Consider the following 23040-nt stretch of genomic DNA (forward strand, 5'->3'; position numbering starts at 1 on the left):
ACTCATCAAATTCTATCATTGGAAACAGACTTTACACAAAATAATTTACAGGCTCTTTAATACTCTTAGTGCGTCATATGCTAATATTATTCAAAAAATAATTATACGAATATTCATGTTTATCTATTATGGAATAAGATGATGAATATTGTAGCAATCATCTTGATTGACACAATAGATAGTATTCTACTTTATTAGGCAATTACATAGCAGTCGCTGAAATTCTATAATATCTTTAATTAGATAGAGTGTAAAAGACCACAAATTTAAATTCACCATTTTATTTAACACTTACCACATTTCTTAAACTTTCCTAATATCGTACATAAAAACACCTTTTGACTGCAAGATTAGATATGTTTATATACTTATTTGCTGATATTTGCAGCAATTAGAGGCTGTATTTTTATATGTGATATATCATGGACTTGATAATATATAATATTCAGTCAATAGAGAATATTTTGTTAAAATTGTAAAGAAATAATTGAAAATAAGATAAATGTTTATAATAAAAGAAAATCAAAGTTGCAGGTTGAAGTTATTGTGGTGCGATATTTATAATAGAAGTTTTTGTTAAAGAGGTGAAGGTAGAATGATAAGAAGGCATTATTTATTTTATGGTCGTGTCCAAGGTGTAGGGTTTAGGTTTACTACCTATCAAAAAGCAAAAAATCTTGGATTAACTGGCTGGGTTTGTAATTTATCAGATGGTTCTGTAGAAGCTTGTATTCAAGGTGAGGAGAAGTTGATTGATTATTTGATCAATGAATTACAGCATGATCGTTTTATTAGAATAGATTCAATTAAGATGGAAGAAATAGCAGTTCTAAAACATGAAACTTCATTTGGAATGAAAAACTAAATAATTTTAAAGGACCGTTGGAATTGATATATGCCAATAGTCTTTTATTGTAGAAGCCTTCATTAAATATACTTAATATATAATAATCACTAAAATAGGATGATAATAAAACAGTTTAAATATCTAGAAAATGAATCTAATATAGATGTTCTAGTACTTAATATTGTTTTGATACCCAATCTTTATATAGATGAAGTAGATATTTTATTTAATATAGAAGTCAAAAACTAGATGATTTTACTTTAACTAATAAATTTATTGAAAATGATAAGATAAAGTGAATAAAAATATTTTTAAATGAAAGTAGAGCAAAAAATATGAAAATAAGATATTGTCAAAAAGAGGATCTGGAAGCTATTTATAAACTGATTTGTGAATTAGAGGAATGTAATTTAAATCATGAACAGTTTGCTCTAGTATATGAAAATAAACTTAATGATGAAAAGAGCCACTATTTAGTAGCTGTATCTGATGATATGATTGTTGGATTTGTCAGTGTTAATATCGATTATCAATTACATCATGAGAATAAAGTTGCAACAATCGAAGAATTAGTTATAGATAACAGTTATCGTGGAAATGGTATAGGTAGATTATTAGTTGATTTTAGTACAAAATTAGCTTTGGAGCATCAATGTGAAGTAATTGAACTTACTAGTAATTTTAAACGTATAGAAGCACATCAATTTTATCAAAAGAATGATTTTATTAAATCATCATACAAATTAATAAAAGTTTTAAAGGATAGTGATCAAGTAGGGATATAAATATCCAATTTGGGATTGGAATTGTGGATAATTTTGTTCGTAGTAAAGTAGCTTTAGCTAAACAAGATTATAAAAATAATCATTTAAACTAAGAAGATGTTTTATTTGTCGGTGATACAATTCATGATTATGAAATGTCAAAAGTATTAGGATGCAATTGTGTTTTAATTCCTCGTGGTCATCAAAATAAGAAAATTTTAAATTTAAATACTATGCTGATCGATAATGATTTCAAGGAATTAATGATAAATATTACAATAATGTAAGATTTTGTAATGTAAATCAATGGAATAACCAAGCAGCTTAGGCTATGATAGAGGTGTAAAATAAGGAATAGAGGGATGTATATGAAAAAAGTAATATCACGTCTAATTATTATTCTTTTCTTAGCTGCCTTAACCTTTTTAGGATATTATGGCTATCGTGGCTATGTGATGTACCAAGATACAATGGAAGAAAAGAGTTTAACAGTGCGAGTTGAAGAATTAAGAAGTAAAGATAACTATGTTAAATTGGAGCAAATATCAAGTATATATCAAGAACTAGTAATAGAAAGTGAGGATAAGCGTTTTTATCAACATGGCCCAGTTGATTACATTGGATTAGCTCGAGCAATGGTAACGAATGTAGTGACGATGTCGTTTAAAGAAGGCGGTAGTACGATTACTCAGCAGTTAGCTAAAAATCTTTGTTTATCTTTTGAAAAGAGCTTAGACCGGAAAATAGCTGAAGTTTTTATTGCTCAAAAATTAGAAGATGATTATACGAAAGATGAAATTCTTGAAATGTATTTGAATATTACATATTTAGGTGAAGGAAATTATGGAATTAAAGAAGCTAGTAATTATTATTACAATATTGAGCCTATAGAACTTAATGAGGAACAGGCAAAAGTATTGGTAAAGACATTGAAGGCCCCTAGTGTTTATAATCCTTCTAAGTTAGCTGAAAATTAAAGTGATAGTGATGAAGTGAATTTTCTATGTTGAATTAGCAATGAGGGTTTGCTTCATATTGAAATCACTTTTTTTATTTTCTAAATAAAAAATACTTGTCTTAAAGTGTACTTTAGGGTGTATAGTGTAGTTGCGATCATAGCATGGTCTAATTAGTAAATAGATGGGGATTGTGATATTATTATGTATAAAGGTGAAGAGATGAGTAAGTTAGATAAATTAAAAGAATTATTAAAATCTTATCAAAAAGTTGCAATTGCCTATAGTGGTGGCTGCGATTCAAATTTTTTATATCAGGTAGCATTACAAACCTTAAGTAAAGAAAATGTTCTAGCAGTATTATGTGTAGGGAAAATGATGTCCAAGGAGGACATCGATAGTGCTAGAATGATGGCTGGTAAAGGTCAATTTATAGAAGTGCCGTTAGATGTATTTACAATCGAGCAATTTACAAATAATCGTAAAGATCGATGTTATCACTGTAAAAAACAAGTAATGGCAAAAGTAATTGAAGCAGCTCAAAGCCATGATTTTAAGATAACCCTTGATGGTAAAAATGCTGATGATGAAAAAGTTTATCGCCCTGGAATGAAAGCTTGCGAAGAATTGGGAATTGTATCACCGTTAGCACTAGTTGGTTTAACAAAAGCTGAAATAAGACAGTATTCAAAAGAATTACAGATTGAGACATATGATAAACCGGCAAATGCTTGTTTAGCTTCACGTTTTCCTTACGATACTCATCTCACTAAAGAAAAATTAGAAGTGGTCGATCAAGCTGAGGCTTTACTTCATCAAAAGGGGATTTATTACGCTCGTGTTCGAGTTCATGATAAATTAGCACGGATTGAAGTTGAACGAAACAATTTTAATCTAGTTAATGATGAAGAATTAATCTTAGCAATAAAAGAACTTGGATTTGATTATGTAACATTAGATTTGGAAGGCATAACTAGTGGAAGTTATGATAGGTAGTGAAATGGAAGTTGTAGTTATTGATGGTCAAGGTGGAGGCATTGGCCGAAGTGTAATTGAGGCCTTAAAAAAAGAAGTTAGTGGTACTTTTATTATTGCGGTAGGAACAAATAGTACTGCAACCAATAATATGAAAAAAGGTGGAGCTGATGCTGTCGCAACGGGAGAAAATGCAATTATTTATAATGCTAAAAACGCTCAGATAATTATTGGACCAATTGGTTTTGTTTTTGCTAACTCGATGTATGGTGAAGTTTCACCAGCAATGGCGGCAGCAATCAGCTGTAGTGAAGCTCAAAAATATTTTATTCCAGTTAGTAAATGCACTGGACATGTCTTAGGTGTTGAGCCAAAATCAATTCAAGAATATATTAGAGATTTAGTTAATATTTTAAAATAGATCCCAAGTACAAGAAGTACTAGAAGAAGCACAGTAGTGTTTGTGGAAAGGGAAATTATGAATTCAGTATTAATGCATATGGCAGATGGTTTGATTTCTGTTAATATTGGGGTTATTTTCATGATAATTAGTTTTATCATGATCGGTTTTTCAATTAAAAAAATTAATCAAGAACATGATGATCGAAAGATTCCTTTAATGGGAGTAATGGGAGCATTTATTTTCGCTGCTCAAATGATCAATTTTACGATTCCGGGAACAGGAAGTAGTGGTCATATCGGTGGAGGAATTTTATTGTGCCTTATTTTAGGACAATATCCTGCCTTTTTATCATTATGTTCTGTTTTAATTATACAATGCTTATTTTTTGGTGATGGTGGTTTATTGGCGTTAGGATGTAATATTTTTAACATGGGGATATTACCATGTTTTGTAGCTTATCCATTAATTGTTAAGCCACTATTAAAGAAAAATATAACTTCTTCAAGAGTATTACTGGCAAGTATTTTAGGAGTAGTAGTGGGATTAGAAATGGGTGCTTTTGCAGTGGTCTTACAAACTCTTGCAAGTAATATTACGGAATTACCATTTACTTCATTTGTTGTATTAATGTTGCCGATTCATTTAGCAATTGGTCTAGTTGAAGGCTTAATCACTTCAACAGTTGTCTTATATGTATTAAAAGATAAACGTGAAATAGTTGATCATGCACTTAATGACAAGCATTTTGGAACATTGAATATAAGAAGACAGGTTGCGGTTTTTGCTGTTTTAACAATCTTAGTTGGTGGAGTTCTTTCATTATATGCATCAAGCAATCCTGATGGTTTAGAGTGGTCTATTGAAGGAGTCACAGGAACCGACGAAATTGAAGCAAGCGGCAGTACAAAAGATACTTTAGCAAAGGTTCAAAGTTCAACTTCATTTTTACCAGATTATAATTTTAGTGGCAGCGACAGTAAATTAGGTGTTTCAGTATCAGGGATTATTGGTGGTGCAGCAACTTTAATTTTAATTGGTGGAATTGGATATATCGTAGTAAAAAAGAAAAAATATGAATAAACTTAAAGGCTCACTTTTAAAATTTGGCTATATTGAAAAGTTAGCTAATGGTGATTCACTGATTCATCGTTTAAATCCACTTTTAAAGATTATTTTAGCACTAATGTATATAATTTTTGTTATTTCGACCAGCTGCTTAGATTTTTTTGAATTACCCTTATATTCAATAATAATTGGAATAATGATTTCACTTAGTAAAGTATCATTTATGGATTTATTTAAACGAAGTTTAATTGGATTACCTATTTCTTTGTGTATTGGATTTTCAAATTTACTATTTTCAACCACAATAATTAATTTTTATGGTGTTAATATATCAACTGGTGTACTTTTATTTATTACGATCATTATAAAAAATATCTTATGTTTGATGGCAGTTTTTTTACTAATGGCAACAACTAAGTTTGATAGTATTACTTGTGAATTAGTGCATCTTAAAATACCTTCAATTTTTGTTTTACAATTAGTAATGATCTATCGTTATATTTTTGTTTTGGTTGAAGAAGCGCTAACAATGATTCAAGCTTATCAATTAAAAAATCCCCAGTCTAAAGGAATAGCTTTTAAAGATATGGGTAGTTTTGTGGGAAGTTTATTAGTTCGGAGTTTTGAACGAAGTAATGAAGTTTACAATGCAATGAAATGTCGTGGCTTTGATGTTAAACAAGCGTATTTAAATTATGTTGATTTTGAGATTGAAAATTATTTTTTATTAATGATGGCAGTAGGAGTTTTAATGATGGTAAAGGTGGTATTTTAGTGATTGAGATAAATAATTTAAATGTTCTTTATAATAATTCAATTAGAGCTCTTGATAATGTGTCGATAAAGATTGAACAGCAGAAGTGTATTGCTATTGTTGGAGAAAACGGCTCGGGGAAATCAACTTTATTATCAAGCTTATTGGGGCTGGTGGAAACGCAAGGTGAGATTAAAATTAATGGAGTTATGTTATCAAAAGAAACATTGATACAAATAAGAGAGGTAGCAGGTCTTGTTTTTCAAAATCCAGATCATATGATTTTTTTACCTACAGTTCGTGATAATTTAGCTTTTGGGTTGATAAATCAAAAACTGGATAAAATTGAAATTGATAAAAGAATTGCGGAATTTGCGAAATTATTTAAGATTGAAGATCTGCTGGATCGAATGGCTAATCATCTTTCTGGAGGACAAAAGCGAATGGTAGGCTTAGCTAGTGTGGTGGTAATGAAACCAGAGATATTATTATTAGATGAACCATCAGCATTTCTTGATCCGAAGAGTCGAAGGATCGTTATTAATATGTTAAAAGAATTGCCCCAGCAAATTATTTTTGCAACCCATGATTTAGATATGGTATTGGATTTGTGTGATGAAATAATTTTATTAAATAATGGAAAGATAGTATCTAGTGGTAATCCCTGTGAAATTTTAGCTAATCAAGAGTTATTGGAGGCAAATGGGTTAGAGTTGCCACAACGATATCAGAGGTAGACGATGAAAGTAAAAGAAATATTAGAAATGGTAGAGAACCATGAGATTTCTGTTGATGAAGCAGCTATTTTGATTGATAATCCAATTGATTATGCGACGATTGATTATAATCGTAAACGTCGTACGGGAACACCGGAAATCATTTATGGATCTGGTAAAACGAAAGAACAGATTGCTGGTATTATAAAAAATATGTTAGAACATGATCAAATTGATATTTTAGCGACTAGAGTTGATGCAACAAAGGCGGCTTATTTAAAGAAATTATATCCAAATTTTAATTATGATAAAGAAGCCAAAACTTTTATTTTAAAACAATCGGAAACTATACAAAATAAAGGAATGATTGTTGTTGTTTGTGCAGGAACATCAGATATTCCAATTGCTAGAGAGGCTGTGTTAACAGCTGAGTTTTTAGGAAATGAAGTTAATTTGATTAGTGATGTTGGTGTTGCTGGGATTCATCGACTATTTAATAAGATGGATGTGATCAAACGAGCAAATGTTATTATAGTTGTAGCTGGTATGGAAGGGGCTTTAGCATCGGTTGTTGGAGGGTTAGTTGATAAACCAGTCATTGCAGTGCCAACATCAATTGGTTATGGTGCTAATTTTAATGGTCTTTCGGCATTATTATCGATGTTAAACAGTTGTGCTAGTGGTGTTAGTGTAGTTAATATTGATAACGGTTTTGGAGCTGGGTATATGGCTCATACGATTAATTGTTTAGGAGGAAAACGATGAAAGTATTATATTTTGATTGTAGTAGCGGAATAAGTGGTAATATGACTTTAGGTGCATTAATGGAACTTATTGATGAACCTGATTATTTACAAAAGGAATTAGCTAAATTGAATATAGATGGCTATCATTTACATGTTACTAAAACAAAGAAAAATGGTATTACTGGTACTTATGTAGATGTTCATTTAGAGGAACATCCACATCATCATGATCACGAACATCACCACCATGAACATCATCACCATGAACATCATCACCATGTTCATCGTAATTTATTCGATGTTAATAAAATTATTGATGATAGTGGGATTAATGAAAGAGCTAAAGCATTAGCAAAAAGAATCTTTTTAAGAGTTGCGTTAGCAGAGAGTAAAGTTCATAATGAAGAATTGGCTAATGTTCATTTTCATGAAGTAGGGGCAATTGATTCTATTGTTGATATCATCGGAACAGCAATCTTAATTACTAAGATTGCACCTGATAAAATATATAGCAGTATCGTTAATGATGGGCATGGTTTTATTGAATGTGCTCATGGAACAATTTCAGTTCCGGTACCAGCGACATCGGAAATTTTTGCTGCTAGTAATGTAGTAGCCCGTCAGATTGATATTGATACAGAATTAGTGACACCGACAGGGGCGGCTATTATTGCTGAGCTGAGTTCATCGTTTCAACCGATGCCTCCTATGAATGTTCAAAAGATTGGTTGGGGTTGTGGAACTAAAGAATTAAATATTCCTAATGTTTTGAAAGTATCTTTAGGAACAATCGATAAAACTAATGATGAAATTATTGTAATGGAAACAAATATAGATGATTGTTCGAGTGAAATACTTGCTTATACTGCTGAAAAGCTTTTTGAAAATGGAGCTTTAGATGTCTTCTTTACACCGATTTATATGAAAAAGAATCGCCCAGCCTATCGATTGAGTACAGCATGTAAAGAAGATAAATTAGAATTATTACAGAATATTATATTTAGAGAAACAACAACAATTGGAATTCGTTATCGTCGTGAAGAAAGAAAAATTTTAGCTCGAAAAGCAATTGAGCTGGATACACCATATGGAAAAATTGCTGCTAAAGAAGTAACTAATAATGATGAGACTTATGTATATCCGGAATACGAAAGTATAAAACGATTAGCTAAGGAGCATGATCTTGCAGTCAAAGAAATATATAAACTAATAAAATAATAGATTTTGATCCTCCGATTTAATTATGAATTGGAGGATTTATTAAATAAATTTAATTTTAGCACTAAGCTTTTGTTTGGGGCTATCTATCTATATTAAAAAAGTGTATAATAGTATATACAATTAAAGCCATTTAATGGTCTTTTTTTATTAGATTAGGTAGGAGTGAGATAGTGGGAAAATATCGTCAACAAATTAAATCGATTTGTTTTTTAGCCTGGCCGGCGGTAGTTCAAGAGGCCATGAATGTTGTCGTTACATATGTTGATACAGCGATGGTAGGGGCATTAGGAGCTGGGGCATCGGCTGCAGTTGGATTGACCTCAACGGTTGGATGGTTAGTGTCTAGTATTGCTGTTGCTTTTGGAATTGGGATTTTATCAGTTTGTGCTCAAGCAGTAGGAGCAAATAATGATGAAAAAGTAAAGCGGGTAGGGCAGCAAGCTCTATTTTTGACATTAATTGTTGGGATAGCTTTAACTATAATGTGTGTTTTAATTGCACCATATTTACCAACTTGGCTAAATGGTGATAAAGCAATTAGAGGTGAAGCGGCATCATACTTTATGATTATTTCAATTCCATTATTATTTAGGACAGCAGCTTTGATTTTGGCATCGGCTTTACGTGGTGTCAGTGATATGAAAACACCAATGCTAATAAATTTATATATGAATATTATTAATATAATTTTAAATTTCTTGTTAATTTATCCGACACGAGAATTATTTGGAATTATAATTCCCGGTGCTGGACTGGGGGTAAATGGAGCAGCGATTGCGACGGCTATATCATTTGTTGCTGGAGGAATTATGATGTTCTTACGTTACTATAAAAATACACTATTTGATTTAAAAAACAGTGGTTTTCATTTTTATAAAAAAGAGTTTAAGGAATGTTTGAATATTGGGATTCCAGTAGTATTGGAACGTAGTGTTATTTGTTTAGGGCACGTAACTTTTGCTTCCTTGATTGCGAAGTTAGGAGTAGTACGATTTGCTGCTCATACAATTGCAATTCAAGCAGAACAAGCTTTTTATATTCCCGGGTATGGTTTTCAAACGGCGGCAGCAACTTTAGTTGGAAATGCAGTTGGACAAAAAGATGAGCATAAAGTTAAAGAGGTAACTTATTTGATTAGTGGTATTACAATGTTTTTAATGATAATTTGTGGGATTGCATTATTTATATTTGCTGAACAGTTAATGGGGATTTTTACTCCTGACCATGAGGTTATCACTTTGGGGGCTCGAGTATTGAGAATAGTATCTATTTCAGAACCGCTTTATGGGATCTTAGTAATTCTTGAGGGAACATTCAATGGGATGGGTGATACTAAGGCACCATTTGTTTTTTCATTATTTACGATGTGGGGAATTAGGGTAACCGGTTCTTGGCTAATGATCAATGTTTTCCATCAAAGTATTGAAGCAGTTTGGATTATGATGGTATTTGATAATATAGCCAGATGTCTCTTATTATCGCGAAGATTTTTAAAAAATGGCTGGAAGTACCGTCTTAATAGTTGATTAAAAGCGGGTGTATCTTATTCGATATACTTGCTTTTAAATATACATGAATTTAGATTTCATAGTAAATATTTAATATAAGAAAATATAAATTTGAAAAAAATAAAAATTTTAGATATTAAATAATATGATAATTATAATTTAGAACTACTTTTTAAGCGATATTCTTAAATTTAAAACTATACTTTACCATAAAAAACGATTTTCCAATTATTTGATTTTTTGGCAGTTCACCGTGTGCTGATTTTTTATAAAATTTTGTATGGATTAACAATATGCTGGTAAATACATTTGGGGATTATTTTTGTATTTTTCAGCTTCTTCTTGACTTAGAAAAACAGTCAAATGTATTTGACTTGAAGAAATTATGTGAGGCCCAGCACATCCAGCATAACCTTCAATACTAAATTCATAATTATCATTATTACCACTAATATCAAAAACCTTTCCAGACATCACATAGCCATTCATCAAAAAATATACTACTGTTCCTTTTTCTAACATATTTATACCTCTTTCTATAAAATTGATATATGATAGTTAATATTTTGTTTTAAATGATTTACCTCATTATTAGTATGTAATTTTATTGTTGTAAATCTACAAAATATTTTAATTTTCTTACTACAACTGGATTATAGATCGAGCTTATTAAGTTATCAAATCATATGCATTAAATAAAAAAGAATTGATCTATATGATTATCTGGATCAATTCTTTTAAGCATCATTATTTGATTTAGGAAGTTCAATTTTTCTGCGTTCTTTATGACAATGCTTTTCAAAATCAATAGCAAGTTGATTCATGGCTGATAATTCTTGAAAGCTATAATCAACTTTAATTATTATTTGTTCTTGGCATCGATAGTAATAGAGATGATCGACACAATTAACAAAGATATGCTGATAAAAACTGTTAGCTAGATTTAATTGATTAAGAAAGTCATAGAGCATATGTTCAGGGAGATTGTGACAGTGTGAAAAAATATATAAACCATTATCTAAATAAATCTCATAGTTTTTGCTCTTTTGTTCTTTTCGCTCAAGAGCATTATCTATTTTATTGATTACGAATTCTAAATTTTTTTCATCATGGTCGAAAGGATTTAATTTTAAAGTACTATATAAAGGTTTTTTTATGTCAGCAACTGCTTCAGCTGGAGTTAATGCTTGAGTTACTTCAATTCCAAAATTACGTTTTGGAATGCGAAGGTCAGGACGATCAGCTTGAATAATATTATCAGCTGATACATCTAATACTTTTGTTAGGGTTAATGCAGCATATTTTTCAAAATAATTCTTACTATATGTCTCTTTCATTAATTGACCTCGATTTTTAAAAAGTGATAATCATTCATTGATTATCACTTAGTGGGTTTTATACTGTCTTCTTTATTCATATTATAGCATGGTTTATTTTATTTTCAAAGTAAGTAATAAGGATATTTGGATATTCATTGCGATATATTTAGATAACTGTTATACTTTTATAAAGGTTTTTTAGATAAGGTGGTATTTATGGTTGATTATAGTATTAAAAAGTATAATCGTAAGATTGTATATCAGCTGATATATCAAGCTAAGCAAATTACAAAACAGGAAATTGCGGAAAGATTAAAATTATCTTTGCCCACTGTTTCTAGTAATCTCTTGGAATTAGAACAGGCTGATTTGATAAAAAAAGAAGATATTAATGAGTCTACGGGGGGACGTAAGCCGTTAGCAATCTCTATTAAGGAACAATCTAGAATTGCAATTGGTGTCAGTATTTTAAAAGAAGGAATAACTTTTGTTGCTTTAGATTTGTATGCTCAACTGATTCGTAAACAAACAGTTGCTTTAGTTTATGATAATAGTGAAAGTTATTTTAAACAATATGGACAGGCATTAAATGAATTTATCGATTGTTTACAAATTAAAAAAGAAAATTTTTTAGGGATCACTATAGCTATTCAGGGGATCGTATCTCAGGATGGAAAAAAGGTTATTTATGGTCCAATTTTAAATAATCAGGGATTAACGTTAGAAAAGTTTGAAAAATCTAGTGATTTACCAGTTAAAATGATTCATGATTCTCATGCTGCTGGACTTGCTGAATTAAATTTCAGTGAAGATAATAACGATGCTATTTATCTATCTTTAAATCATAATCTAGGTAGTGCTGTATTTATGGCTGGAAAGGTTTTCCAGGGAAATAATTACAGTTCGACATTTGAGCATATGACATTAGTAGAGAACGGACGTCAGTGTTATTGTGGTAAAAAAGGGTGTTTTGAAGCTTATTGTAATGAAGATGCTTTATTAAAAAATCATACAAATATGACATTAGAAGAATTTTATAAACAATTACGGCAAAAAGACCAAACTGCAATGCAATCATGGAATGATTATTTTCATTATCTAGCATTAGCAATTCATAATTTAACCATGGTTTTAGATGCACCAGTAATTATTGGTGGTAAAATAGCTTCATTGTTTGAAAATGAAGATCTTGATCTATTAACAAAATTAGTTAGTGATTTGGATCCATTAAAGTTTACTGTTCCAGATATTAAAATAGGTCAATGTTTAAAAGAAACAGCAGCAATTGGAGCGGCTTTGACAGATATTAAAAAGTTTGTTGCAGAAATATAAGGAGAAGATAATGAAAAAAGCAGTTATATTTGATATGGATGGTTTGATGATCGATAGTGAGCGAGTTACTTATGAAGAGTATTGTCGTAAATTAGAACAATTAGGATATTCTTTTGATGAAGCTGTATATCGCTTATGTTTGGGAAAAAATAAGCAGGGAATATGTCAAGTATTTTATGATCATTTTGGAACTGCCTTTCCAATGACTGAAGTATGGGATGATGTACATATTAGGCTTGATGAACGTTTAGCAAAAGAGGTTCCTCTTAAAGCGGGATTATTAGAATTATTAAAATATTTAAAGGCAAATAATTATAAAACAATTGTGGCAACTAGCAGTGCACGGGTACGTGTCGATGTTATTTTAAAGAATGCACAAATTGAACAATATTTTGATGATACGATCTGTGGTGATGAAGTGATTCATGGAAAACCTAATCCTGAAATTTTTTTAACAGCATGTAAAAAACTTAATGTAGCACCAAGTGAAGCATTAGTGTTAGAAGATAGTGAATCAGGAATCTTAGCAGCCTATGATGGTAAGATCGATGTCTTATGTATTCCTGATATGAAGTATCCAGAAGCTGATTTTGCAAGTAAAGCAACTAAGATCATCTCATCATTAAAAGATGTAATTGAATATTTAAAGTAATAGTGAAAAGTTTCTATCATTGATTTGATAGGAACTTATTTATTTTTGAGAAGTTTTTGTTAAAAAAAATACGAATATTGTTATAAAAATCAAAGGTTATATAATTTTACTAAGTGGAGGTATTGTGATGAATAAACTAACAAATATAAAAGCAGTAATGTGTGATGTTGATGGAACATTGTTAAATCAAGATGGTATTGTTTCACCTGCGACAGTTGAAGCAATTAAGAAAATTAGAGAAAAAGGAATTTTATTTGGTTTATCAACAGGGCGTGATGTTCATAGCGTTAAAACACTTTTAACTGTATGGGGAATTAGTGGCTTGGTTGATGCAATCGTTGGGACTGGAGGTGCTGAAATATATGATTATCAATTAAATATTGATAAATCAAGTTATCCGCTGGATGGTGAATTAATAAAAGATATTATTAAACATCATGAAGGAATGGATCTTAATTTTGCTATTCCGTATGAAGGGACATTATATGCACCTAAAGATGATGATTATATTCGTGATTTAGCACGTGATGATCGTGTGCCATATAAAGTTGTAGATTTTGATGTCTTTTTAAATGAGCCACGGGCCAAATTAATCATTGTTTGTGCACCTGATTATATGGATAAAGTTATTGAAAAAAGTAAAACTTTTTCTAATCCAAACTATAAATCAGCTTCTTTAAAAACAGCAAGTATTTTATATGAATATATGGATCCTCGGGTTTCTAAAACGCATGGATTACAAGAAGTTATGGCAATGCATAAAATTGAAATGACAGATTTATGTACTTTTGGAGATGCTGATAATGATTATGATATGACTTTAAATGCTGGAGTTGGAGTAGTCATGGCTAATGGAAGTGAAAAAACTAAGAGTGTTGCTGATTTTATAACTGATGATAATAATCATGATGGAATTGCAAATTTTATTAATAAGTATATTTTATAGAGTCTGGTGATTGAAGTGCACTATATTGTTTTAATATAACCAATATAGTGCATTTTAGAGTTGGTTTTTTTTATTTAGAAATAATAATTAAATTAGTTTAAAAATATTATTTTTTCGATAAACTATAGTATTGGAGATAATATAAATGTATGGATTGATTAATTCATTTTTAATTTTTGAATTAGGAGTCATCGTGGGGGCTCATGTGTTTGTTTCAAATAGCTAAATCAAAAGATTAAGTCTAGTAATAGACTTTTTATTTTTTTGGAATGATGACGATAAAAGCGGGAATTATTCAATTAGGAGGTATAAGAAGTGAACAAGATAGAATTAAGTAAAGTAAATGAAGAAGGGTATTATGAAATTCGTTTAGAAAGTGTTGGTGGGTTAGGGGCTAATTTATGTGGAAAATTATTAGGTGAATTAGGTGCGGCTTATCTAGGATTTAATGCTTCAAGCTTTTCTAGCTACGGTTCAGAGAAACGAGGTTCTCCAGTCAAGGCGTTTATTCGTTATTGTGATGAAGATAAAGAAATTACTGTTAATACTCCCGTTACGCGACCCCATTTGCTTGGGCTTTTTCATGAAGCGATGATAGGAAAGTTACAAGTAACAGCAGGAGTCGATGAAAATAGTTGTATTGTCATCAACAGCGGTGAGCAACCAGATGTAATTAGAGATAAATTAAAATTATGTGCTGGAACGATATATTGTATTGATGCAATTTATTTAGCAATGAAAATAAAATGTAAAGTCAATATGATCATGCTGGGGGCACTAGCTAAAGCGAGTGGCTTTATTCCTTTAGAGACAGTTTTAGAATTGATTGAAGCTACTTTGGGTAAAAAATATCCTCAGCTATTACAAAAAAATAAAGAAGGGATAATTGAAGGTTATAATGGTGTTGTTAGTAAAACGTTTAATGATGATGGTAAGTATCCGTTCATTCCTTATCGTGAAATAGAAAATGACTGGGGTTATCAAAATGCACCACTTGGTGGTGTGAATCCTTGTTTTGGAAGTACTATTTCGAATGATTTAAGTGCATCACGGGAAGGCTATATACCATTGTTTCTCCAAGAAAAATGTATTCAATGTGCACAATGTTATATTACTTGTCCGGATATGGTTTTTCAGTTTGAACCAGGTATTTATAAAGGACGTAAGATGATGGTAAATAAAGGTTTGGATTATCATCATTGTAAAGGATGTTTACGGTGTGTTGAAATTTGTCCAACTCAAGCACTGGTTAGTGGAGTCGAACGCGAACATTCAAATTTAAAATGGTTTATTCGTAACAAAGATTTAATTGTTGAGCATATGGATTATGAAGATGTGGGAGCAAATTCGTGGATAACGAGTGATTCGTTTTTGGAGGTAGAAAAAATAACGGAGGTAAAAAATGATGGAAAAACAAAAGATGGTATTTGAAAGTGGGAATGAATTGGCAGCTTATGCCGCTAAACAGATTAATTATCATGTAATGGGATACTATCCCATTACACCATCAACGCAGATTGCTGAGAATTTAGATTTAATGAAAGCTGAGGGTAAGCATGAGATTGCTTTAATTGCTGCTGAAGGTGAGCATAGTGCGGCTGGAATTTGTTATGGTGCAAGCGTTGCTGGGGCAAGAGTTTTCAATGCGACTAGTGCCAATGGTTTGTTATATGCATTAGAAGAGTTTCCAGTTCAATCTGGAACACGATTTCCGATGGTAATGAATGTAGCTTGTCGAACAGTTTCTGGTCCACTTTCAATCAAGGGTGATCACAGCGATATCATGTATATGTTAAATACTGGATGGATTATTTTATTTGCTCATAGTCCCCAGGCAGTTTATGATATGAACATTTGTGCTCTAAAAATTGCTGAAAAAGTTAAATTGCCAGTAGTTATTGCGTTTGACGGTTTTTTTACTAGCCATCAAAAAAATAAATGTCAAGTCTTTGAAGATGATCAAGTTGTCCAAAATTTTGTAGGTAAATATCTGCCTGAATATCAAATTCTTGATTTTGAACATCCAGTCACAGTTGGCTCTTATATGAATGAACCGGATTTAATGAATAATAAATACCAGCTTCATCTTGCAATGGAGGAAGCTCGAGAGGTTATTCCGGCTATTTTTAAGGAATATGAAACAATTTCTAATCGGGCTTATCAGTATGTAGAAAGTTATCAAAATGAAGATTGTGATGTCTTAATGTTTGTTCTAGGTTCTGGATTTAGCAGTGCAAAACGAGCTGTTGATGAATTACGCAAAGATGATAAAAAAGTTGGAGTAGTTACAATCAATGTACTGCGTCCATTTCCAAGTAAGGAATTAATTAAGCATTTTAAAGTGCCTAAAACAGTGATTGTTTGTGATCGTCAGGATAGTTATGGTGCCAATGGTGGAAATATGTCTTTAGAAATAAAGGCGGCAATGCAGGAGGCAGGGATCACTACCCGTGTAATTACGAGAATTTATGGCTTAGGTGGCCGTGATTTTTATAAAGATGATGCAAAAGCATTATTATTAATGGGATTTCAAAAAGATGTAAAATTATTTGATTATTTACATATTTATCCCGGTAAAATTGAACAACCAATAACTCAATTTTTTAAACCAATCAAAGAAACTCCTGATGACTTCAAGTGTGTTTATAATGAAGAAAAACAAATAATGGAAGTTAAGCCGTTTACGCTTAATCAAATTGCAAAGATGCCCCAACGTTTATCTGGGGGTCATGGTGCTTGTCCAGGATGTGGGATTCCCGTCAATGTCAATTTATTATTAAGTGCAATCAGTGGAAATGTTGTTTTATTATTTCAAACAGGCTGCGGAATGGTTGTAACAACTTCCTATCCAAAAACTTCTTTTAAAGTACCGTATGTTCATAATTTATTTCAAAATGGGGCAGCGACACTTTCAGGAATCGTAGAAGCGTTTAACCAAAAAGTAAAACGACATGAATATCCCGAAGGAGAAATTACTTTTATCATGGTTAGTGGTGATGGAGGAATGGATATTGGAATGGGAAGTGCACTAGGTGCAGCTTTAAGAAACCATCACATGATTATTTTTGAATATGATAATGGTGGTTATATGAATACAGGTTATCAATTATCATATTCAACACCATTAGGGGCTAAAAGTTCGACTTCTCATCTTGGTCAAGATCAGTTTGGAAAATCATTTTTTAATAAAGATATGCCAGCAATCATGGCTGCAACAAATATTCCATATATTGCTACTGTAGCTGAATCTAATCCAATAGATTTTGTTAGAAAAGCGATTAAAGCTAAGGCTTATGCTAAAGAGTTTGGGTTAGCATATTTGAGAACTTTATCTGCTTGTCCGTTAAATTGGGGTGATCAGCCAAATTTAGAAAAAAGTGTAATTGAAGCAGGGGTAAATAGTTGTTATTTTCCTTTGTTTGAAATTGAGCAGGGTAAGTATAATCTTACATATGATCCACAGAAAGCAAAGAAAAAGATTCCATTAATTGATTGGTTTGCAATGATGCAGCGAACTAAACATTTAAGTGATCCAAAGTATACAAAAATTGTTCAGGCTGCTCAAGATGAAGTTGATCGACGTTTTGAAATTTTGAAAAAGAGGGCAGATGATCAAATTTAATAAATAATATAAAAGGTTATTGCTTGTTGTGTCAATAACCTTTTATAATGAGTAAAAGAAGGTGATTAATTGTGGAAGTAACTGAATATGCTAAAGATTTATATATTTTAGATGATGGTCAGGTACGAGAATTTCTAATTATCGGTAGAAATGAAGCGATATTGATTGATACTGGTTTTCCTGAGACGAAGATAATTAATGAAGTTCAGAAACTTACTAGTTTTCCGCTTAAAGTACTGTTAACTCATGGTGATGGAGATCATTGTGGGGGACTTGATAGTTTTCAAGAATGTTATGTACATCAGGGAGATAAGGGTTTAATTAAAACAACAATAAAAATTAATTGTTTAAAAGAAAAGGATTTGATTGAAATTGGTGATTACTGTTTTGAGGTAATTGAGATACCTGGACATACTTATGGAAGTATTGCATTTTTAGATATTCAGAAGAAATTATTAATTGTTGGTGATATTGTACAATTAGGACCGATTTATATGTTTGGTGAGCATCGAAATTTAGATTTGTATATTCATAGCTTAGAAAAATTAAATACATATCAAAATCAAATTGAAACAATTTTGCCTAGTCATAATCGTTATCCATTAACTAAGGAGTATATTGGTCATTGTCTATCAGATGCTAGATTGTTAAAGGCACATAAACTTTTAGGTGTTAAACATCAATTTTTACCATGTCGGGAATATCGTGGTAAAAAAATTTCGTTCTATTATTAGAAATAATAACTTTCGTTTTGAGAATAATATGATTGAAACGAAAGTTGTTTTTATTGTATTTGAAATATTAATATGATAAGGTAATAAAAGAAAAGAGCGGTGATGAGGATGGTTAAGATGTTGGCAAGACATACAAAAATACTAGAATTAATAACAGAGAATAAGAAAATGGAAGTAACTAAACTTTCTCAGTTACTCAGTGTTTCACAAGTAACAATTAGAAAAGATTTAATTCAATTGGAAAATAGTGGATTGATTGTTCGTGAGCATGGATTTGCAACTTTAAATTCTAGTGATGATATAAATAATCGTTTAGCTTATCATTATGATATTAAGCAAAGAATTGCTAAATTAGCGGTAGAATCAATAGAAGATGGTGAAACCGTAATGATTGAGTCAGGTTCTTGTTGCGCATTGGTTGCTTTAGAAATTGCGCAGACCAAAAAAGATGTTACGATTATTACTAATTCTGCTTTTATCGCCGATTATATTCGTAAAGTTGCTAAAATTAGAATTATTTTACTTGGTGGTGAATATCAAAATGAATCACAAGTAATGGTAGGACCGATCACAAAAAAATGTGTTGAATCTTTTTTTGTTGATAAACTTTTTATTGGAACTGATGGCTTTACTGAAACCTCAGGCTTTACTGGGAATGATTATATGCGTAGCGAAACAGTTAGAGATATGGCAAAACAAGCTGATAAAGTTATAATTGTGACAGATTCATTTAAGTTTTTGCAAAAAGGGGTTGTAACTTTGATTCCTACTGCGGAAATCGCATGTATTGTAACTGATACTCATATTCCAATAGAATGCGAAAATTATTTATTAGATCATGGAATTGAAGTTAAGAAAGTAGAAAATTAAAAAAGCTTATTTTATAGTAAGCTTTTTAGAAAAAACACTTGATGTCTTCATTGATAAAAATATTTTGATATTCTTTTAAGTCTTCTTTGTGGAGGGCTTTTTTATTTTTTAAACTATATTCTAGATTGAGCATTTCATATTTTTTTTCACCAAATTGATGAAATGGTAATAATTGAACTTTTAAAACACCGATATTTTTTAAGAGTCTTGCTAGTCCTTTGGCATCATTTAATGAATCATTAAAATCTGGAATAACAGGAATTCTTGGTAATACTTCTATTTTGTTTTGTAATGCCCACTTTAAATTTTTAATTATTAAATCATTATAAACACCTGTACCTAAAAAATGCTGCTCACGATCATAATGTTTAACATCAAATAATAACAGATCAAATAATGGAGCAAGTTTAGTAAAAAGCTCATGTTCAATATATCCGGTTGTTTCAATTGCTAAATGAAGCTGATGTTTTTTTAGTTCATTAACTAAGTGAAATAAAAATGCTGGTTGTGACATTCCTTCTCCACCGGAAATAGTAATACCTCCATTAGATTCTTCATAAAAATCTTTATCTTGAAGACAGGTTGTCACAATTTCATCAATTGTTTTATACTCACCTTCATTTTTTAGGGCAATTTGAGGACATTTATTAACACATCTCAAACATCCATTACATTTATTTTGATCAATAATAATTTTATCTGCAATTAATTTAATCGCACCTGTAGGACAATTATTGATACAGGTCATGCAATGCGTACATTTGTTATGATCCCACAAAATTTGAACTGCTTTTAGTTGTGATTCAGGATTAGAACACCACTTACATCTTAATGGACAGCCTTTAAAAAATATAGTTGTTCTAATTCCTGGACCATCATGAATACTAAATTTTTGAATATTAAAAATTATCCCCTTATTTTCCATTATGAATATCTCCTTATCTTTTCATTATTTATAATATCATGTTGATTGCAAATTGTAAATGTTTATATTTCATTTGAAACCAATATATACTGCTTTTGAAATAAAAATATTGACTTATTGTTCGTATATGTTAATATATAGGTGTAAATGAAGTGAATTTATGTTATGAACGAAACTTAATAATTTATTTTAGTAACTTTGGAGGAAAAATATGAAAAACATTGAACATTTTGGTGATTTAACACCTAGAATGAATGATTTTAGAGAAAAGGTTTTAGATAAAAAACCGTATATTTGTGCAGAGAGAGCATTATTAGCTACAGAATCTTATAGATTATATCAAAATCAGCCACCGGTTATGAAACGGGCACTAATGTTAAAAAATATTTTAGAGAAAATGTCAATTTATATTGAAGATGAAACTTTAATAGTTGGGAATCAGGCTGCTTCAAATAAAGATGCTCCAATTTTTCCCGAATATACGTTAGAATTTGTTATTGATGAATTGGACAAATTTGAAAAAAGAGATGGTGATGTTTTTTATATTACTGAAGAAACAAAAGCAGCTTTACGTTCAATTGCACCATTTTGGGAGAATAATAATTTAAGAGCTAAGGGGGAAGCTTTACTACCTGAAGAAGTAAATGTTTTTATGGAAACTGGTTTCTTTGGAATGGAAGGAAAATTAAATTCTGGAGATGCTCATCTTGCGGTTGATTATGAACAGTTACTAAAAATAGGATTAGTCGGTTATGAAAAAAGAGTGCGACAATTAAAAGCAGAGTTGGATCTATGTGTTCCGGAAAATATTGATAAATATGTTTTTTATAAAGCTGTATTGATTGTAATTGAAGCAGTTAAAACTTATGCTGATAGGTTTAGTCTTCTTGCTCAAGAAATGGCTGAAAATGCTCAAAGTCATAGAAAGGATGAGTTATTAGAAATTAGTAATATTTGTTCTAAAGTGCCTTATGAACCAGCTTCATCTTTTAAAGAAGCGATTCAATCAGTTTGGTTTATTCAATTGATTTTGCAAATTGAATCTAATGGACATTCATTATCATATGGGCGTTTCGATCAATATATGTATCCATATTTGAAAGCGGATCTAGAAAAAGGCGTAATCACGGATGAGGAAGCTGTTGAGTTGCTAACAAATTTATGGATCAAAACATTAACTATTAATAAGGTCAGAAGCCAGGCTCACACATTTAGCAGTGCTGGTAGTCCAATGTACCAAAATGTAACTATTGGTGGACAAACTCCTGATAAAAAAGATGCAGTGAACAAACTTTCGTTTTTAGTTTTGAAATCTGTTGCTCAAACAAGATTGCCACAGCCTAATTTGACTGTTAGATATTATAATGGTTTAAATAAAGAATTTTTAGATGAATGTATCGAAGTTATGAAGTTAGGAACAGGAATGCCGGCATTTAATAATGATGAAATTATTATTCCTTCGTTTATTGATCTGGGAGTAAAAGAGGAAGATGCTTATAATTATTCAGCAATTGGTTGTGTTGAAACAGCTGTTCCTGGGAAATGGGGATATCGTTGTACAGGAATGTCATATCAAAATTTCCCAAGAATTTTATTAGCAGTGATGAATGATGGAGTAGATGTAACTTCTGGTAAACGATTTGTAAAGGGTTACGGCTATTTTAGAGATATGAAGTCTTTTGAAGAGTTGCAAGATGCCTGGGATAAGTCAATTAGAGAAATTACCCGATTATCTGTAATTGTAGAAAATGCAGTCGATCTTGCTTCAGAGCGTGATGTTCCAGATATTTTATGTTCAACCTTGACTCAAGATTGTATTGGTAGAGGGAAGACAATTAAAGAAGGCGGAGCAGTCTATGATTTCATTTCTGGATTACAAATTGGAATTGCTAATATGGCAGATAGTTTGGCAGCAATAAAAAAACTAGTTTTTGAGGAAAAAAAGATTACACCGCAACAATTATGGGATGCTTTACAAGATGATTTTATGAGTGAAGAAAATCAAAAAATTCAAAGTATGTTAATTAATGAAGCTCCTAAATATGGGAATGATGATGATTATGTTGATCAATTGGTTGTAGAGGCATATGATTCATATATTAATGAAATCAAAAAATATCCAAGTACTCGATATCAAAGAGGACCTGTTGGAGGGATTCGCTATGCAGGTACTTCCTCAATTTCTGCTAATGTTGGACAAGGATATGGGACAATGGCAACCCCAGATGGTCGTAAAGCCCATACTCCACTTGCTGAAGGTTGTTCTCCAGCTCATGCAATGGATAAAAATGGACCTACAGCGGTATTCAAAACAGTTTCAAAATTACCAACACATGAAATTACCGGTGGTGTTTTATTAAATCAAAAAGTAACACCACAAATGTTAGCGACAGAAGAAAATAAAGAGAAATTAGAAATGATAATTAAAACTTTCTTTAATCGATTACATGGCTATCATGTGCAATATAACGTAGTTTCTAGAGAAACATTGATTGATGCTCAAAAGAATCCAGAAAAGCATCGTGATTTGATTGTTAGGGTTGCAGGGTATTCGGCATTCTTTAATGTCTTATCAAGAGCAACTCAAGATGATATAATTGAAAGAACAGAACAAACATTATAAAAGGGGAATAAAAATGGAATTTATTATTGATACTGTGAATTTAGAGGAAATTAAAGATGCTA

General features: G+C 31.1%; 24 protein-coding genes. 21 read left to right on the forward strand and 3 right to left on the reverse strand.

All coding sequences use genetic code 11. The features are described from left to right. Nucleotides 1-595: 595 nt before the first annotated feature. The 13 genes from KTF99_RS15535 to KTF99_RS15590 all read left to right on the forward strand — a co-directional run bounded on the left by KTF99_RS15535 (nucleotide 596) and on the right by KTF99_RS15590 (nucleotide 9973). The gene (locus tag KTF99_RS15535; protein ID WP_003535919.1) at nucleotides 596-865 is read left to right on the forward strand and encodes an acylphosphatase; all 270 of its coding nucleotides are present in this window, start codon (nucleotides 596-598) and stop codon (nucleotides 863-865) included. A 99-nt stretch (nucleotides 866-964) separates the two neighbouring features. Next, nucleotides 965-1096: a DUF2589 domain-containing protein gene (locus KTF99_RS17700; RefSeq protein WP_003535920.1), complete on the forward strand. Its 132-nt coding sequence runs from the start codon at nucleotides 965-967 to the stop codon at nucleotides 1094-1096. An 86-nt stretch (nucleotides 1097-1182) separates the two neighbouring features. Further along, a complete protein-coding gene (locus KTF99_RS15545) occupies nucleotides 1183-1632 on the forward strand; it encodes a GNAT family N-acetyltransferase (RefSeq protein WP_003535922.1) in 450 nt (149 codons plus the stop codon). Between the two features lie 134 nt (nucleotides 1633-1766). After that, a complete protein-coding gene (locus KTF99_RS17460; RefSeq protein WP_003535924.1) occupies nucleotides 1767-1898 on the forward strand; it encodes a hypothetical protein in 132 nt (43 codons plus the stop codon). An 81-nt stretch (nucleotides 1899-1979) separates the two neighbouring features. Continuing rightward, on the forward strand, nucleotides 1980-2588 hold the full coding sequence (locus KTF99_RS15550) for a biosynthetic peptidoglycan transglycosylase (RefSeq protein ID WP_003535927.1): 609 nt from the start codon (nucleotides 1980-1982) through the stop codon (nucleotides 2586-2588). Nucleotides 2589-2771: 183 nt separating this feature from the next. Continuing rightward, the gene (gene larE / locus KTF99_RS15555; protein WP_003535928.1) at nucleotides 2772-3563 is read left to right on the forward strand and encodes an ATP-dependent sacrificial sulfur transferase LarE; all 792 of its coding nucleotides are present in this window, start codon (nucleotides 2772-2774) and stop codon (nucleotides 3561-3563) included. After that, nucleotides 3553-3963, forward strand: a complete 411-nt coding sequence (locus tag KTF99_RS15560; RefSeq protein WP_003535931.1) for a DUF3842 family protein — start codon at nucleotides 3553-3555, stop codon at nucleotides 3961-3963. Before larE ends, KTF99_RS15560 begins: the two co-directional genes overlap by 11 nt. Before the next feature lie 57 nt (nucleotides 3964-4020). Next, entirely contained in the window at nucleotides 4021-5025 is a 1005-nt protein-coding gene (locus KTF99_RS15565) for an energy-coupling factor ABC transporter permease (RefSeq protein ID WP_008791238.1), read from the forward strand. After that, on the forward strand, nucleotides 5018-5785 hold the full coding sequence (locus KTF99_RS15570; RefSeq protein ID WP_003535935.1) for an energy-coupling factor transporter transmembrane component T family protein: 768 nt from the start codon (nucleotides 5018-5020) through the stop codon (nucleotides 5783-5785). Before KTF99_RS15565 ends, KTF99_RS15570 begins: the two co-directional genes overlap by 8 nt. After that, nucleotides 5785-6501 (forward strand): energy-coupling factor ABC transporter ATP-binding protein, encoded by a 717-nt coding sequence (locus KTF99_RS15575; RefSeq protein WP_003535937.1) that lies wholly within the window; start codon nucleotides 5785-5787, stop codon nucleotides 6499-6501. Before KTF99_RS15570 ends, KTF99_RS15575 begins: the two co-directional genes overlap by 1 nt. Before the next feature lie 3 nt (nucleotides 6502-6504). Then, complete coding sequence (gene larB, locus KTF99_RS15580; protein WP_003535939.1) at nucleotides 6505-7245, forward strand: nickel pincer cofactor biosynthesis protein LarB; 741 nt, start codon at nucleotides 6505-6507, stop codon at nucleotides 7243-7245. Then, complete coding sequence (gene larC, locus KTF99_RS15585; protein WP_117791988.1) at nucleotides 7242-8444, forward strand: nickel pincer cofactor biosynthesis protein LarC; 1203 nt, start codon at nucleotides 7242-7244, stop codon at nucleotides 8442-8444. Before larB ends, larC begins: the two co-directional genes overlap by 4 nt. Nucleotides 8445-8617: 173 nt before the next feature. Then, nucleotides 8618-9973 carry an MATE family efflux transporter gene (locus KTF99_RS15590; RefSeq protein ID WP_003535944.1) on the forward strand — a complete coding sequence of 452 codons (1356 nt, stop codon included), beginning with the start codon at nucleotides 8618-8620 and terminating at the stop codon, nucleotides 9971-9973. Nucleotides 9974-10240: 267 nt separating this feature from the next. On the opposite strand, the gene KTF99_RS15595 is transcribed toward KTF99_RS15590, so the two are convergent. Both KTF99_RS15595 and KTF99_RS15600 read right to left on the reverse strand, forming a co-directional pair. Continuing rightward, nucleotides 10241-10477: a hypothetical protein gene (locus tag KTF99_RS15595; RefSeq protein WP_029480828.1), complete on the reverse strand. Its 237-nt coding sequence runs from the start codon at nucleotides 10475-10477 to the stop codon at nucleotides 10241-10243. Between the two features lie 215 nt (nucleotides 10478-10692). Further along, a complete protein-coding gene (locus KTF99_RS15600; protein WP_003535948.1) occupies nucleotides 10693-11292 on the reverse strand; it encodes a hypothetical protein in 600 nt (199 codons plus the stop codon). Nucleotides 11293-11490: 198 nt separating this feature from the next. Here KTF99_RS15600 and KTF99_RS15605 point away from each other — a divergent pair, with 198 nt between their 5' ends. The 7 genes from KTF99_RS15605 (at nucleotide 11491) to KTF99_RS15635 (ending at nucleotide 19430) form a co-directional block, all read left to right on the forward strand. Beyond that, nucleotides 11491-12606, forward strand: a complete 1116-nt coding sequence (locus KTF99_RS15605; RefSeq protein WP_003535950.1) for an ROK family transcriptional regulator — start codon at nucleotides 11491-11493, stop codon at nucleotides 12604-12606. A gap of 10 nt (nucleotides 12607-12616) precedes the next feature. Continuing rightward, nucleotides 12617-13258, forward strand: coding sequence for an HAD family hydrolase (locus KTF99_RS15610; protein WP_008791242.1), 642 nt, complete (start codon nucleotides 12617-12619; stop codon nucleotides 13256-13258). Between the two features lie 127 nt (nucleotides 13259-13385). Next, nucleotides 13386-14204: a Cof-type HAD-IIB family hydrolase gene (locus KTF99_RS15615; RefSeq protein WP_008791243.1), complete on the forward strand. Its 819-nt coding sequence runs from the start codon at nucleotides 13386-13388 to the stop codon at nucleotides 14202-14204. A gap of 315 nt (nucleotides 14205-14519) precedes the next feature. After that, the gene (locus KTF99_RS17575; RefSeq protein WP_008791244.1) at nucleotides 14520-15635 is read left to right on the forward strand and encodes a 2-oxoacid:acceptor oxidoreductase family protein; all 1116 of its coding nucleotides are present in this window, start codon (nucleotides 14520-14522) and stop codon (nucleotides 15633-15635) included. Further along, complete coding sequence (locus KTF99_RS15625; RefSeq protein ID WP_254210208.1) at nucleotides 15610-17826, forward strand: thiamine pyrophosphate-dependent enzyme; 2217 nt, start codon at nucleotides 15610-15612, stop codon at nucleotides 17824-17826. The genes KTF99_RS17575 and KTF99_RS15625 overlap by 26 nt, the downstream gene beginning before the upstream one ends. Nucleotides 17827-17897: 71 nt before the next feature. Then, nucleotides 17898-18560: an MBL fold metallo-hydrolase gene (locus KTF99_RS15630; RefSeq protein ID WP_117582488.1), complete on the forward strand. Its 663-nt coding sequence runs from the start codon at nucleotides 17898-17900 to the stop codon at nucleotides 18558-18560. A 117-nt stretch (nucleotides 18561-18677) separates the two neighbouring features. After that, nucleotides 18678-19430 carry a DeoR/GlpR family DNA-binding transcription regulator gene (locus KTF99_RS15635; protein WP_008791248.1) on the forward strand — a complete coding sequence of 251 codons (753 nt, stop codon included), beginning with the start codon at nucleotides 18678-18680 and terminating at the stop codon, nucleotides 19428-19430. Nucleotides 19431-19455: 25 nt separating this feature from the next. On the opposite strand, the gene KTF99_RS15640 is transcribed toward KTF99_RS15635, so the two are convergent. Then, nucleotides 19456-20355 (reverse strand): glycyl-radical enzyme activating protein, encoded by a 900-nt coding sequence (locus tag KTF99_RS15640; RefSeq protein ID WP_003535957.1) that lies wholly within the window; start codon nucleotides 20353-20355, stop codon nucleotides 19456-19458. 211 nt (nucleotides 20356-20566) lie between these two features. Here KTF99_RS15640 and KTF99_RS15645 point away from each other — a divergent pair, with 211 nt between their 5' ends. Beyond that, a complete protein-coding gene (locus tag KTF99_RS15645; protein WP_003535958.1) occupies nucleotides 20567-22978 on the forward strand; it encodes a glycyl radical protein in 2412 nt (803 codons plus the stop codon). Nucleotides 22979-23040: the final 62 nt, after the last annotated feature.

The organism is Erysipelatoclostridium sp. MSK.7.34 (assembly GCF_019041935.1).
Classification (GTDB): domain Bacteria; phylum Bacillota_I; class Bacilli_A; order Erysipelotrichales; family Coprobacillaceae; genus Thomasclavelia; species Thomasclavelia ramosa.

Excerpts from the sequence above, each read along its gene's own strand:
- KTF99_RS17460 (WP_003535924.1), top strand. The coding sequence starts at position 1,767 with ATGTCAAAAGTATTAGGATGCAATTGTGTTTTAATTCCTCGTGGTCAT.
- KTF99_RS15550 (WP_003535927.1), top strand. The coding sequence starts at position 1,980 with ATGAAAAAAGTAATATCACGTCTAATTATTATTCTTTTCTTAGCTGCC.
- KTF99_RS15645 (WP_003535958.1), top strand. The coding sequence starts at position 20,567 with ATGAAAAACATTGAACATTTTGGTGATTTAACACCTAGAATGAATGAT.
- larB (WP_003535939.1), top strand. The coding sequence starts at position 6,505 with ATGAAAGTAAAAGAAATATTAGAAATGGTAGAGAACCATGAGATTTCT.
- KTF99_RS15545 (WP_003535922.1), top strand. The coding sequence starts at position 1,183 with ATGAAAATAAGATATTGTCAAAAAGAGGATCTGGAAGCTATTTATAAA.
- KTF99_RS15600 (WP_003535948.1), bottom strand. The coding sequence starts at position 11,292 with ATGAAAGAGACATATAGTAAGAATTATTTTGAAAAATATGCTGCATTA.
- KTF99_RS15595 (WP_029480828.1), bottom strand. The coding sequence starts at position 10,477 with ATGTTAGAAAAAGGAACAGTAGTATATTTTTTGATGAATGGCTATGTG.
- KTF99_RS15625 (WP_254210208.1), top strand. The coding sequence starts at position 15,610 with ATGGAAAAACAAAAGATGGTATTTGAAAGTGGGAATGAATTGGCAGCT.
- KTF99_RS15610 (WP_008791242.1), top strand. The coding sequence starts at position 12,617 with ATGAAAAAAGCAGTTATATTTGATATGGATGGTTTGATGATCGATAGT.
- KTF99_RS15560 (WP_003535931.1), top strand. The coding sequence starts at position 3,553 with ATGATAGGTAGTGAAATGGAAGTTGTAGTTATTGATGGTCAAGGTGGA.
- KTF99_RS15605 (WP_003535950.1), top strand. The coding sequence starts at position 11,491 with ATGGTTGATTATAGTATTAAAAAGTATAATCGTAAGATTGTATATCAG.
- larE (WP_003535928.1), top strand. The coding sequence starts at position 2,772 with ATGTATAAAGGTGAAGAGATGAGTAAGTTAGATAAATTAAAAGAATTA.
- KTF99_RS15615 (WP_008791243.1), top strand. The coding sequence starts at position 13,386 with ATGAATAAACTAACAAATATAAAAGCAGTAATGTGTGATGTTGATGGA.
- KTF99_RS15565 (WP_008791238.1), top strand. The coding sequence starts at position 4,021 with ATGAATTCAGTATTAATGCATATGGCAGATGGTTTGATTTCTGTTAAT.
- KTF99_RS15635 (WP_008791248.1), top strand. The coding sequence starts at position 18,678 with ATGTTGGCAAGACATACAAAAATACTAGAATTAATAACAGAGAATAAG.
- KTF99_RS17700 (WP_003535920.1), top strand. The coding sequence starts at position 965 with ATGATAATAAAACAGTTTAAATATCTAGAAAATGAATCTAATATAGAT.
- KTF99_RS15570 (WP_003535935.1), top strand. The coding sequence starts at position 5,018 with ATGAATAAACTTAAAGGCTCACTTTTAAAATTTGGCTATATTGAAAAG.
- larC (WP_117791988.1), top strand. The coding sequence starts at position 7,242 with ATGAAAGTATTATATTTTGATTGTAGTAGCGGAATAAGTGGTAATATG.
- KTF99_RS15535 (WP_003535919.1), top strand. The coding sequence starts at position 596 with ATGATAAGAAGGCATTATTTATTTTATGGTCGTGTCCAAGGTGTAGGG.
- KTF99_RS15640 (WP_003535957.1), bottom strand. The coding sequence starts at position 20,355 with ATGGAAAATAAGGGGATAATTTTTAATATTCAAAAATTTAGTATTCAT.